Consider the following 12,787-nt stretch of genomic DNA (forward strand, 5'->3'; position numbering starts at 1 on the left):
AGCGGTTCACCGATGAGCCCAGACGCAGAAGGAGACCCCCATGACCCGCGAACCCGATGCCCGCGACACCACCGGACTGTCGCGCCGCCAGCTGATCGTCACCGGCGGTGTCGGCGGCATCGCCCTCGCCGCCGCCCCCGGTGTCGCCTCCGCCGCGCGCTCCGGGCTGCCGATCGTGCACCGCGGCATGTCACGGATGGTGGTCGTGGTCTCCGACGAGGCAGGTACGTCCATGCTCGCGGCCCGCGATGCACTCGTCGACTACGTGGAACAGGCCACCGGCGTACGTCTGCAGACCGCCTCGCTGCCGAGCAACCCGCCGCCGGCCGACGCGGGGGCGATCAACCTCGGCGTGGTCGGCCCGGGCACGCCGGCCGCGTTGGTCGACGAGGTGGCCGGACTCGACCCGTCCGGGTTCGCGATCGTTCCGCACGGCCGCTCGATGACCATCCTCGGCCCGACGGAATGGGGATCGATCAACGGCACTCACGACTTCATCACCAGCGCGGTCGGGGTGGAGTGGCTGATGCCGACCGAGGAGGGCACCCACGTCCCGCAGCTGTCGACGATCCGGATGCCCGCCGAGAAGGTGATCAAGGAACCGGACTTCCCGATGCGGATGATCAGTCCGTTCGTGAACGAGCCGCACGTCTCGGGCACCTTCCCCGCCGACCTCTACCGGTGGGCGGCCCGGCATCGCTTGCAGGGTTGGCACAACAACACCTACGACTTTCACCACAACCTGTTCAACTTCTTCCCCGTCAGCGAGTTCGGCGAATCCCATCCGGAGTACTACGCGTTCGGTCGGCCACCCGCCCCGGGCGTCACCGTCGGGTGGCAGCCGGCCTTCACCAACCCCGACACGATCGACGTGGCCGTCACCAAGATCAAGGCGTGGTTCGCGGCCAACCCGGAGTCCAACAGCATCAGCCTGGGCGTCAACGACTCCGCCGGCTTCGAGGAGCCAGAGCCGTCGGATCCCTACTACGCCTGGGTGAACGCGGTGGTCGAGCGGGTGTTGCAGGACCTGCCGGACAAGTGGTTCGGACTCCTCGCGTACGAACAACTCGAGGTGCCGCCGACGTTCCCCCTGCACCCGCGCGTGGTGCCGTTCTTCACCCAGGACCGCTACAGCTGGATCGACCCCGAGGTCGCCGCCGCCAGCAAGGCGCGGTTGGCGGCATGGGGCGAGGTGGCGTCCCAGATCGGGTGGTACGACTACAGCTACGGCTCCCCGTACCTGGTCCCGCGGATCTTCAACCGCCACGCTGCCGAGGTGCTCCGGTACGCCAAGGAGCACAACGTCGTCGCGCACTACCAGGAGATGTACCCCAACTGGGGTGAAGGGCCCAAGCCGTGGCTGACCGCGCGGCTGATGTGGGACGTCAACCTCGATGTCGACGCCGAACTCGACCGGTGGTACGAACTCGCCGTCGGCCCGAAGGCAGCACCGTACCTGAAGCAGTTCTACGAACTGTGGGAGGAGATCTGGACGCAGCACGCGTGGCACACCTCGTGGTTCCAGCAGCACTCGACCTACCAGGCCTTCACCGCCACCGGCTACCTCGACGCCGTCCCCCTGAGCAAGGTGGCCGAGGCGCAGGCGCTGATCGATCAGGTCTGGGCCAACAAGGGCACTCACCCCCAGACCGTACGGGCGGCCCGACTGCGCACCATGTTCGAGTACTACTACGCCAGTGCGATGTCGTGCCCGCGCGACGTCCCGCCGCCGCAGGGCACCGAGGCAGCGATCGCGATGTTGGCCGACGTCGAGACAAGCTGGCAGCAGCTGGCGCAGCTGTCGACCAAACGTCTCGCGCTGATCCGGACCTGGCGGGCGTACCCCCTGCTGCGGCACCCGTCGGAACCGGAGCAGCACGGCCTGATCTGGGAAGGCTGGAACCCGTCGAAGTTCTGGGGCGTGGTCGACCACCTGACCAGTGCCGAACCCGACGGCGGACCGGTCACCGACTGGCTCACCGAACGGCGCAACGGCCCGGCGAACGACTTCACCACCTACGTCGCGCTGACCCTGGACGTGGCCGCCGGCGTCGCGCCGACGGTGATCCGCAACGGGTCGTTCGAGGACGGCGCAGCACTGTGGGACCTGTGGATCGCCAGCGCCGGCACCCTGGTCCCGACCACCGAAGTTGCCCACGACGGTGAGCGCAGTCTGCTGGTCCGGCACCTGCTACGTGGCGGACCGGCCCAGTTCATCCCGCTGAAGCCCGGCATGGTCGCCTTCCGCGGCCACCTCCGCGCCCCGGGGGACAGCTATCGCGCCACCGTGCAGGTGGGCCTCAACCTGCGCGACGCCACCGGCCGGCAGCAGGGCCGGGCGTTGGGCAACATCATCCCGCTCCACTCGACCGGCGACGGTTGGGTGACGGTCGATGCGCTCTTCTCGGTGCCGACAACGATCAACGACGTGCCGATCGTCGAGGGGCAGTACGTGTTCATCCTGGACGGCTTCGACACCGACCCCGACGCGTACGTGGATTCGATCGCGGGATACCAGCCGCGCGGTGACTGAAGCGCGGGGCAGGCCTGAAGGGGTCAGCTCCTCGGTGGCCCACGTGATCGATCTCGTTGACGCGTGCCGACCCGAGTTCGTCAGGACTCGGGCGTCTCGCCGCGGATGATCTCGGCGACCGCTCCCTCGGCGAGCAGTCCGGGCACCTCGTCGGCGAGGAAGCGGTCCCAGCCGTCGGTCTGGGCGATCGCGAAGATGGCCGACTCCACGTCGGCTTCGGGGTCGAAGTCGAGGTCGGCCGGGTCCACCTGCAGTGCGGCGGCCGCGGCCGCGAGGAGGTCCGTACGGTCGTCGAGGTTGAAGTCCATGCGGACCAGGACGGCGAGTTCCTCGGCACCCAGCTCACTGCGTACGGCGTCGACCGCGGGCTCGTCGAGCGCCCCCTCGGGGGCGTCGGGCAGACCGGTCGACCCGGCGCCATCACCCGACTCCGCGTCCTCCGCGTCCCCCTCGGCGGCAGCGCCGACCTCGTCCTCGTCGAGTTCGTCGCCACCCAGCCAGAACGCGCACGCCCCGGACAGCGCCAACTCGGCATGGCTCAGCGCCGACAGCGCCGCCTCGAGTTCGCCGGCCGTACGGGCCAACGCCTCCTCATCGGTGTCGGCATCGGCCGCGGCGACCGACGCGACATGCCGCTCGATCGCCGCCGTCACCCGGGCGGCAGCGGCGGTGAACCGGTCCCGGTTGTCGTCACTCCAGCGTTGTTCGGTGCTCCACTGCTGATCGGTCATGTCTGCTCCTGGGAGGTCGGGCGACGGTCGGTCGGCCAGAGCGCCACCATCGCTGCGGCGAGCAGCAACGGCAGGATCAGGCCGACCAGGATGAGGGACGGCGGCAACACGATGGCCCCGGACACCAGCCCGAGCACGACGGCAAACACGATCGCCCCGACCGCGCACACCAGCGGGAAGGTGAGGCCCTCCCAGACCCGTCGATCGACTTCGGCGAAGCTGGGTCCGACGGCGGTCGCCGCACCCGCCCAGTGGACCGCGAGCATGCCGAGGGCGACCGGCACCAACGGCAGCAGGCCCGACTCGGCGCCGCCGAACGCGGCCCACAGCACGATGATCACCAGGAAGACCGTGCCGGCGTGGCCGCGTGGGAACAGCAGCGTGGCCAGCAACCCCACCACCCCGAGGAAGGCGAACACCGGCGACAGGTTGGTCACGAACAACACCCCGCAGGCGACCAGGCCACCGACCGCGATGATCAGCCGGAGCAGCCACTGCTGCCTGCTGAAGCGGCGGAAGCGCTCCAGCACGTCCGCGGCTTCGTCGATCAGTCCCATCATGATCAGTGCCTCGCCATCCGTGGTGCAGTGCGGCTGGCCGCCAACGCGGACACGACGGTGGCGAGGCTGCCGATGCCCTCCCAGGCCACGACCGGTACGCCGAGTCGTTCCAGCTTCTTCAGGTCGGAGTCCCGCTCGATCCGGCGCAGTGCCCACGCCTCGGTCCAGTAGCGCTCGTTGCGCATCCGCTGTCCGAGTCGTTCGATCATGGCGCCGGCCCGCGACGAAGAACCTGCCAACGTGTTGATCTTGCCCAGCTCGGGCGGCAGGGTGTCGATCACGATCACGGCCACGCCGCGGTGCATCAGCCGCAGCACCTCGTCGATCACGTCGGCATTCAGCAGCGGGGTGCAGCAGACCACCAGCGAGCCCGGACGCACCCGGCCGACGCGGCGGAACGACGACATCCCGATCCGTTCAGCCGATCCTCGCGCGAGCTGGTCGGTGATGATGGCGCGCTGGCGGGCGCCGGCCCCGGCGCGGACCGGGCCGATCACGTACCCCAGGTCGTGCAGGCCGACCCGGTCGCCCAGCCGGATGTAGTGGTCGCTGATCGTCGCGGCCGCGCCGACGGTGATGTCGAGGCTGGAGCCGCCCTCGACGCGGGACTGGTTGCGCCCCGACGGCCCGACGGTGATGTCGGCGAGGGTGTCGGTGACGATCAGCACCTCGGTGTCACGTTCAGCGGTGGTCGCGTTGGAGTGCAACCGGCCCGTCCGCGAGGTCACCTTCCAGTTGATCCGCTTCAACCGGTCGCCGGACTGGAACTCGCGGATCTCGGCCAACGAACTGCCGTCACCGCGGGCCCGGCTCGGGTGGATGCCGACCAGCCCGATCGGGTGCGGGATGGAGTCGCCACCACCGGGGGTGTCCAGCCCGGGGGCGACGGTGACGGTCAGGTCCTGCGGCTTCCAGAACCCGGTCCACATGCCCCACGAGTCGGTGATCGAGGCCTCCTCGGCCGACACCACGTGCCGACCCCACCGCTGTGGTCGGACCGCCACCACGGCGCGACCTCGGGCGACGACGCCGCCGAGTGCCGGTTCGACGTCGCAGCGCGGTGGACGCGGTACGTGGAGCGCGAGCACCGAGTCCGTCCCGGGCACCTCGACGACGTATTCGACCGCATCGCCGACCGCCAGCCGACGGGCACTGAGCCGCTCGGTCGGGACGGCCGGTTCGGTCGGCCGACGGACCACGCCGAGGGCACACCACACCGCGAACGGGGCGGCGAGCACCAGCAGCTCGACGCGGTGGCTGAGCACGGCCAGGACGCCGGCGAGCACGAGCACCACGGCTGCCCGCAACAGCGCCACCGACGGGCGAAGCCGTACGGCCCTGGGCGGTGGTGTCGTCCTGCCTGCCGAGGCCACTTACCGCTCCGGCTGGTACTCGGACGGGACCTCGATCCGGTCGAGCAGACCGGCGATCACCTTTTCACCGGTGACGTTGCTCATCCACAGCTCCGGCCGGACGGTGACGCGGTGGCCGAGGGTGCCGACGGCGAGTGCCTTGATGTCCTGCGGGGTGACGTACGACCGGTTCTGGATCAGCGCGTACGCCCGCGCACAAGTCAACAGGGCAAGGGATCCGCGCGGGGAGGCGCCGACCAGCAGTTGCTGGTCGCGGCGGGTCTCGGCGGTGATCGCGATGGCGTACTGGCCCACCGCCGGGTGGAAGAACACGTCCTCGGCGGCGTCCTGGATCTGCATCAGCTTGGTCGGGTCGAGCACCGCGTCGACGGTCTGGTCCTCCTGCCGGCGCAGGATTCGGCGCGACAGCACGTCCCACTCCTCGTCGGGCTGCGGGTAGCCGAACTGCAGCCGCATCAGGAACCGGTCGAGCTGCGCCTCGGGCAGTGGGTAGGTGCCCTCGGTCTCGATCGGGTTGGCGGTGGCGAGCACGTGGAACGGCCGGGGCAGCTTGTGGGTCTGGCCCTCGACGGTGACCTGGCGTTCCTGCATCGCCTCCAGCAGTGCGGCCTGGGTCTTGGGTGGGGTGCGGTTGATCTCGTCGGCCAGCAGCAGGCCCGTGAACAGCGGGCCAGGTCGGAAGTCGAACTCGGCACGCTTCTGGTCGAACACGTAGCTGCCGGTCAGGTCGGACGGCAGCAGGTCGGGGGTGAACTGGGCCCGCCGGAAGTCGAGGCCGAGCGCCTGGGCGAAGCTTCGGGCGGCCAGCGTCTTGCCGAGCCCGGGGAAGTCCTCGAGCAGGACGTGGCCGCCGGCGATGATGCCGGTCAGCACCAGCTCCAGCGCCTCCCGCTTGCCGACGACGGCACGCTCGACCTGGTCGATCACCTGATGGCACAGCTGCGACGCGTCGCTGATGCTGATCTCGGCCTGCGGTGCCTGCCCGGCAGCCGGTGCCTGACCGGTGGGGGCCTGCCCGTCTGCGGGCGACTCGGTGGTGGCCGACTCGGTGTCGGGGGCGGAGGAGTGAGCTGTCATAGGGAGGCGATCTCCTTGATCATCGACCGGATGGCGTTGCGATCCACCGGTGGGGCGGGGTCTGCGGACAGGTACGAGGACAGGTCGTCGGAGAGGACGGCCGGCTCGGTGCGGCTCTCGAGGCGTTCGTCGACGAGTTCGCGGATGGCGCCACGGAGTTCGCCGCTGGCGAGGTTGAACCGCGGCTGCGCCCCGTACAGGAACTCCTCGAGCTTGCGGACCCGCCGGTCGGCGTTGCGCGACTGGAGGTGGACCACGTCGAGCACGGGTCGCTGGTCGGGGACGGTCGGGGCCGGGTCGACGACCCGACTGCCGAGCCAGATGGCGGCGGCGACCGACATCGAGAAGATCACCAGGAACGGGATGTGCAGCTCGAAGCCGATCAAGGTCAACAGCAGGGTTGCCAGCAGTACCGAGGCGCCCACGATGATGATCACCTTGACGAAGCTGCGCCACGGGACGGGCCCGCGACGGACGCTGTGGTGGCTGCTCACGACGTCTTCTCCGTGATCGCATCGCGGAGCTCGCCGAGGCTGGCCACCGCGGTCTGCCGCGCGTCCTCAGGCAACTGCTCACCGGAGAACAGGGCTGCCTCGTAGAGGTCGGCCAGCTTCGCCATCGCCTCGGCCGGCAGGTCGGCACGCGCCAGCACCCACATCGTGTACTCCCGAGCCGTCTGGGACGGCTTGCGGGTGCTGCCCGCGTTCTCGGCGAGCGCCTCGAGGCCCTCCCAGCACCGGACCACCGCCTGGTTGACCGGGCCGCCGACGTCCAGCTCGGCGCGGCTGCGGGTGATCAGGTCGTCCACCTCGCCCAGGTCGACCACCCGTTCGCCGTCGTCGACCTCGAAGCCTTCGGGTTCCTCGCGCCGCATCACCGTACGGGTGATCAGGATGATGATCGCGAGCACCGCCGCCGAGCCGAGCACGACCACCACCGCGACGATCACGTCGGTGATCGTCTCGGCGACCGGCGACGGCGGCTGGATCTCCTCGGTCGGCAGGTTGTTGCTGGGCACGTTCATCGACGGGGGCGGTGGAGGCGGCGGCTGGCTCCGGCTGGCCTCGCGGCTGAACTCGGGGATCTTGGTCACCGGTGACTCCGGTGCCGTCCGGGCCGTCACGGCCAACAACAGCAGCAGGACCGCCGCGGCACACAACGCCGCCACCACCAGCACCCGTGTGCTGGTGACCTTCGGCTCGGCCTCCGAGGCCTCGCCGGGTCGCTCCTCGTCGGCGGCGATCATTGGTTGATCCAAGCAAACGGACGGGCCGGTGTCGAACCCGGCACCACGGTGCGGGACGGCGCGTCGCGCGTCGGGGTAACCGATTGCACGCGCCGTTCACCGTGCTGGTGGGTGAAGTCAGTCGTTGCCGAGTCAACCGTCGAGGTCGTCCACCTGGTGCACGAGGTGTCCTCCTGCGGCGACCACGGGGAGGTCGAGCTTGACGTGTGCCCCATTGAGAAACGCCCCTTCCACGTGCAACGCAACGACGTCTCCCGCGCTCGCGACCGGAAATCCGTACGTGATCACATACGACTGGTTCGGGGACTTGGTGATGCTGCGGCCGTTCGGAGGCAGGTGGCTCGAGTCCTCCCGCACGAGGTGGACCCACGGGACCGCACCGTGCAGGTCGGCGCGGTCGTTCCCGACGTCACCGAAGCGGAGTTCGACAAGGAGTTCGTCGTCACGTGCGGCAAGCCGAATCGCGAATGGCTCTGGCGTCATGAACGACCTCCAGCTTCGGATGAAACCCGCCCTGACCAGGGAGGAGGCTGTGGAGCGGATGACGAGAATCGAACTCGCGTATTCAGCTTGGGAAGCTGATGTTCTACCATTGAACTACATCCGCACGGGCGGCCACCGGCCGCCGTGGCAGCGATTGTAGCCCACCCGTACGCCCAGCGGGCAAGTCAGCGCGCCGCGCGGTCGCACCATGATCACCGCCGGCGAGGCCTCGTCGGGAAGGGTGCCACAGCGACACCACTGGACGTGGGCTCCAGCTGTGTCACCAGAACGCCCTTCCGTACGACACGGTCCCGGCAACGTGCACACCGGCACCGGGGTGGGCGACGGCTGGCACCATGGAGGGCGACCCAATCGACCAGCAGCTCAGGTGACCATGGACACGCTCTTCGCCCCGCCCGACCAGGAGTGGCACCGCATCTCGCCCCGCTATCGCACCCTGGAGGTCGTCCGGAACGTCGTCGGGGCCGTGGTCGTCTCCACCATCCCGGCGCTGATCCTCGGGTTGGGATTCCAGCTGTGGTGGATCTCGGCGATCTGCTGGGGCGTCGGCGCAGCCCTGCTGGTGCTCAGCCTGGTCCTGGTGCCACGGCAGTGGCGCGCGTGGGGGTATGCGCTGCGCGAGGACGACCTGTACGTCACCCACGGCGTCATGTTCCGCACCCTGACCGCCGTCCCGTACGGCCGGATGCAGGTCGTGGAGGTGACGTCGGGCCCCCTCGAGCGGGCGTTCAAACTCGCCACCATCTCGTTCGTCACCGCCTCGGCCGACACCGACGCCAGCATCCCCGGGCTCCCACCGGAGGAGGCGGCCCGACTGCGGGACCACCTGACCGAGCTGGGCGAGTCGCGGGCCACGGGGCTATGAGTGATCAACTGCCGCCAGCCGCCGAGCCGACGCCGACTTCGGCCGGAACACCGGCTCCGGCGGAACCGGAGCTGTCGCCGCCGGCCGACCTGCCTCGGGAGCGCCGACCCCACCCGCTGACCCCGTTGATCCGCGGCTGGATCGTGCTGCTCGCGATCGTGGTGTACGTGGGCCGCGAGTTCATCCCCGACGGCAGCAACGGCAATCTCCTTGATCAACTGCCACCACTGCCGTACATCATCGGCGGGGTCGCGGTGGTCGTCGCGTTGGCCGCGCTGGGTTCGTTCGTCACCTGGTGGTTCACCAAGTTCGTGATCGACGAGAACGAGCTGCGGATCGAGACCGGGATGTTGACCAAGGTGTCCCGCAAGATCGGCTTCAACCGGATCCAGTCGGTGGACCTGATCCAACCGTTGGGGGCAAGGCTGTTCTCGCTCGCCGAGCTGCGGATCGAGGCCGGCAGCGGCGACGGCGCCAAGATCAGGTACCTGCGCCGCAGTGACGCCACCCGGTTGCGCGACTACCTGTTGGCCCGGGCCCACGGCGAGACGGCCGACCTCGGCGCCCGGTCCGACGCCGACGTGTTGGCCGACCGGGCCAGCACCGATCGGGTGCTCACCACGATCTCGCCGGGCCAGTTGGTCGGCGGCTTCCTGCTGTCGCCGGAGTTCGTGTGGACCGTGCTGATCGGCGTGGTGATGGTGGTGATCGGCCTGGCCCTCGACATCCTCGTGTTCTTCGTGCCGGCCTTCATCGGGTTCGGCATCACGGTCGTGTCGTTGCTGTCACGCCGGGTGATCGCCCAGTTCAACTACAGCCTCGCCGACACCGGCCGCGGCCTGCGGATCACCCGCGGGCTGACCAACCTGACCAGCCAGTCGCTGCCGATCGACCGGATCCAGGGGCTACGGATCAGCCAGCCACTGCTGTGGCGGCCCCCGGGCTGGTACCGCGTCGACGTCGACGTGCTCGGCTACAGCGGCGGCTCCGACACCGGGGAGGGCCGCTCGGACGCAAGTTCGCTGCTGCTCCCGGTCGCCACCCTCGACCAGGTCCGGGCCGCGCTCGCCCACTGCCTGCCGGGGACCGACCATGAAGCCGTACCGCTGACCGGGATCCCGCGCCGTGCCCGGTGGCGCCGGTGGTGGAACGCGCCGACCATCCGGTACGGCATGGACGAGCGCATCGCGGTCAACACGATCGGCTGGTTGATGGCGCGGCGCGAGATCGTGCCGCACGCCAAGACGCAGTCCGTACGCATCACGCGCGGCCCGGTGCAGCGGCGGTTCGACCTCGCCACCGTGCACATCGACACCACCAAGGGGCCGGTCACCTGGCGGATCCCGGACCTGTCGGGTGAGGACGCCCGGGCGCTGGCGACCAGCCAACTGAACCGGGCCCGCCATGCCCGGGTGCTGGCGGTCGCCGACAAGCAGGCCCGGGAGGCGGCGTTGCCGCTCGTCGACCATGAACCGGAACAGCAGCGTCAGCAGCACCTGTCCGACGACGGGCCCGATGAGCCACCCGCGGCGGGCACCCTCAGCGAGTGGCCGGACCCGCCTCCGCGATGAGCACCCGGGCCACCAGGTCCAGGTGCCGGCGACCCGCCGCACCTGACGGCAGCACGGCGCTGCCGTACCGCAACTGCAAGTGGCCCAGGTAGACGCTGACCGCGATCACGGCCCGCGCCCTGGCCTCGCCGGACTCGAGCCCCATCTCCTCGTACAGCGTCGTCACGTAGGCTATCCGCCGCTCAGTCGTGCGCTGCATCGCCGGCGCGACCCGCGGATCGTCGGCCGAGGCGAGCAGCGCCAACTCGATGCGATCCCCGTCGTGGTCGCCGATGACGCGGTCCAGCAGCCGGCGCAGCCGTTGCTGCGGAGTGTCGCCGCTCTCGCGGGACTGCTCGACCGCAGTGATGATGCCCTCGGTGTGGTCGTGCTCCCACAACGCGATGGCGGCGTCGACGACGGCCGCCCGATCGGCGAAGTGCCAGTAGAAGCTCCCCTTGGTCGCCCCGAGCCGCGTTGCGAGGGGCTCGACCGCGACGGCTCCCAGCCCGGACTCCCCGATCACGGTCAGGGCCTCGCGGGCCCAGTCGTCACGATTCAGTTTCCTCGCCATTCACCGTACGCTACCGTACGGAGTGACCATACGGTTCCGTACGGAGGAGTCAGCATGAGGAACGTTCATGAGCGGGTGATCGACGCCCCGGCCGACGTGGTGGGGGCGCTGCTCGACGATCTGGGTGGGCCCGAGGATCGCCTGTGGCCGTCCCCGGAGTTCTGGCCGATGGTGTTGGACCGACGGCTGCAGGTCGGCGCCGACGGCGGTCACAGCACCATCCGGTACCGGTGTGACGTGCACGAGCCGCGGCGCCGTGCGGGCTTCGTGTTCCTGCCCGAGACCGGACTGGACGGCAGGATGGACTTCACCGTCGAGCCGCTGGGTCCTTCCCGCTGCCGGATCCGACTGGCGGTCGATGCCGAACCACGCGGGTTGATGCGGCTGGTCCTGCCGGCGGTGGTGGAGCCGCTGCACGATGCGGTCACCGAGGACATCTTCGACAACGCCGAACGTGAGGCCACCGGGGCCGTCGCCCGGCCTGCGCGCTGGTCGCCCGTGGCGCGGGCACTGTGGCCGGTCACCGGCGACGGCGCCACCGCGGCGCCGATCCCCGAGGAGGCGGCGTTGTTGAGGCCGTGGGTCGAGGGTGCCGACCTGCTCGACGCCTGGCAGGTCGAGTGGCGCCCCGGCCTGCCCACCGACCCGCAGGTGTGGGCCGACGCGGCCTTCCGGAGCCCGCCGGGCTGGGTGACGGCGCTGCTGTTGCTCCGCAACCAACTGGTGCGCCTCGTCGGGATCCCGCAGTCGGACGCGTCGGCCTTCCGGACCCACGAGCGTCGCGACGGGGTCGCCGGCGGGGAGGTGCTGCTGGGGGACGACGACGAGCACCTCGACTTCCGCGCGTCGGTGCTGGTGAGCGGCGACCGGGTCACCCTCAGCACCGCCGCCCACACCCACAACCTCCGCGGCCGGCTCTACCTTGTTCCTGTCCGGGTAGCCCATCCGGTCATCGTGCGGGCGATGCTCAACCGGGCCGCACGGCAGCTTGCCCTCGCCGCCCGCCGCTCCCGCCGCACCGGACGGGGCCGGCGCGGGGTGGCCCGGACTGGCTGAGTGGACGGGATGCGCCGGGCCAGCCGGCGGATTCCGCAAACTGACCGGTCGAGTAGCGGGGCCGCGGCCGCCCCACGCTCAGCCGCTCCCTCCCCCACGCGCCGACCGGTCGATCTGCGGAATCCGGCCCTGTCGGGCGAGGCGCCCGTGGCGCCGCCCTGTCCCCCGGCGAACCTGGGCCGCAGATCCGGTCGCACGGTCCGCAGATCCCGCCCGATGTGGCGGCGCCGGAGGAGGACCCCGGACAGCCCGCCGGCGGGCGGCGACACCCCCGGTCGGGGCCGCAGCCAGCCGCCGGCGCTGGCCCGGGTCGACGGTGAACGGCGGATTCCGCAGAGTGACCGGTCGAGTGGCCAGGACCCGCGGCGCCGCGCTCAGCCGCGCCCTCCCCGCCTCGCCGACCGGTCGCTCTGAGGAATTTCCGCCGCGGGTGTCGATCTTCGCGCGCCCCGTTCGACGTCTTGGTGAGAGGAATGGAGGAGTCGCCATGACGCCGAGACAGGCGCCCTGGCATGGCCCGCGTTCAGGGCCGCCAGCTGGCTTCCTTCGACGTGCCACAAATCCCTTGCGCCCGGCTAAGTCGTACGGTTATGTATCACTTGGCGTTGGGACCATCCCGTCGAGGAAACCCACCGGGATCGCCAACCGGCGCCACCACACCCACCCCGAGACCACCGCGCCCTGCGGCGTCCTCGGGGTCGGTCAAGATCACTGGGGC

At 70.3% G+C, this 12,787-nt stretch carries 12 protein-coding genes and 1 tRNA gene; 4 read left to right on the forward strand and 9 right to left on the reverse strand.

Annotated features, from left to right (window positions below; genetic code table 11):
- Positions 1 to 40: 40 nt before the first annotated feature.
- Positions 41 to 2,533: a DUF4838 domain-containing protein gene (locus tag ACQBAU_RS17045; protein WP_465255485.1), complete on the forward strand. Its 2,493-nt coding sequence runs from the start codon at positions 41 to 43 to the stop codon at positions 2,531 to 2,533.
- An 80-nt stretch (positions 2,534 to 2,613) separates the two neighbouring features.
- Here the strand turns inward: ACQBAU_RS17045 and ACQBAU_RS17050 are convergent, their stop codons facing one another.
- The 8 genes from ACQBAU_RS17050 to ACQBAU_RS17085 form a co-directional block, all read right to left on the reverse strand.
- Positions 2,614 to 3,264, reverse strand: coding sequence for a hypothetical protein (locus tag ACQBAU_RS17050; protein ID WP_434549574.1), 651 nt, complete (start codon positions 3,262 to 3,264; stop codon positions 2,614 to 2,616).
- Entirely contained in the window at positions 3,261 to 3,824 is a 564-nt protein-coding gene (locus tag ACQBAU_RS17055) for a hypothetical protein (protein ID WP_465255484.1), read from the reverse strand. Before ACQBAU_RS17055 ends, ACQBAU_RS17050 begins: the two co-directional genes overlap by 4 nt.
- 2 nt (positions 3,825 to 3,826) lie before the next feature.
- The gene (locus ACQBAU_RS17060) at positions 3,827 to 5,197 is read right to left on the reverse strand and encodes a DUF58 domain-containing protein (RefSeq protein WP_434549576.1); all 1,371 of its coding nucleotides are present in this window, start codon (positions 5,195 to 5,197) and stop codon (positions 3,827 to 3,829) included.
- A complete protein-coding gene (locus ACQBAU_RS17065) occupies positions 5,198 to 6,274 on the reverse strand; it encodes an AAA family ATPase (protein ID WP_465255483.1) in 1,077 nt (358 codons plus the stop codon).
- Positions 6,271 to 6,768, reverse strand: coding sequence for a hypothetical protein (locus tag ACQBAU_RS17070; protein WP_434549578.1), 498 nt, complete (start codon positions 6,766 to 6,768; stop codon positions 6,271 to 6,273). The genes ACQBAU_RS17065 and ACQBAU_RS17070 overlap by 4 nt, the downstream gene beginning before the upstream one ends.
- Positions 6,765 to 7,520, reverse strand: coding sequence for a DUF4129 domain-containing protein (locus tag ACQBAU_RS17075; protein ID WP_465255482.1), 756 nt, complete (start codon positions 7,518 to 7,520; stop codon positions 6,765 to 6,767). The genes ACQBAU_RS17070 and ACQBAU_RS17075 overlap by 4 nt, the downstream gene beginning before the upstream one ends.
- A 132-nt stretch (positions 7,521 to 7,652) precedes the next feature.
- Positions 7,653 to 8,003, reverse strand: a complete 351-nt coding sequence (locus ACQBAU_RS17080; protein WP_434549581.1) for a hypothetical protein — start codon at positions 8,001 to 8,003, stop codon at positions 7,653 to 7,655.
- Between the two features lie 50 nt (positions 8,004 to 8,053).
- A tRNA-Gly gene (locus tag ACQBAU_RS17085) sits at positions 8,054 to 8,127 on the reverse strand.
- A gap of 270 nt (positions 8,128 to 8,397) precedes the next feature.
- Between ACQBAU_RS17085 and ACQBAU_RS17090 the strand changes: the two genes are divergently transcribed.
- Together ACQBAU_RS17090 and ACQBAU_RS17095 are read left to right on the forward strand one after the other, a co-directional pair.
- Positions 8,398 to 8,889, forward strand: coding sequence for a PH domain-containing protein (locus ACQBAU_RS17090; RefSeq protein ID WP_434549786.1), 492 nt, complete (start codon positions 8,398 to 8,400; stop codon positions 8,887 to 8,889).
- Positions 8,886 to 10,460, forward strand: coding sequence for a PH domain-containing protein (locus ACQBAU_RS17095; protein WP_465255481.1), 1,575 nt, complete (start codon positions 8,886 to 8,888; stop codon positions 10,458 to 10,460). The genes ACQBAU_RS17090 and ACQBAU_RS17095 overlap by 4 nt, the downstream gene beginning before the upstream one ends.
- Here ACQBAU_RS17095 and ACQBAU_RS17100 read toward each other — a convergent pair.
- A complete protein-coding gene (locus ACQBAU_RS17100; RefSeq protein WP_465255480.1) occupies positions 10,429 to 11,013 on the reverse strand; it encodes a TetR/AcrR family transcriptional regulator in 585 nt (194 codons plus the stop codon). The genes ACQBAU_RS17095 and ACQBAU_RS17100 overlap by 32 nt on opposite strands.
- 54 nt (positions 11,014 to 11,067) lie before the next feature.
- On the opposite strand from ACQBAU_RS17100, the gene ACQBAU_RS17105 reads away from it, so the two are divergent.
- Positions 11,068 to 12,069, forward strand: coding sequence for a DUF2867 domain-containing protein (locus ACQBAU_RS17105; RefSeq protein WP_465255479.1), 1,002 nt, complete (start codon positions 11,068 to 11,070; stop codon positions 12,067 to 12,069).
- Positions 12,070 to 12,787 lie beyond the last annotated feature (718 nt).

The organism is Carbonicoccus niuqiaonis, from assembly GCF_050157065.1.
Taxonomy (GTDB): Bacteria; Actinomycetota; Actinomycetes; order Propionibacteriales; family Propionibacteriaceae; genus Avipropionibacterium.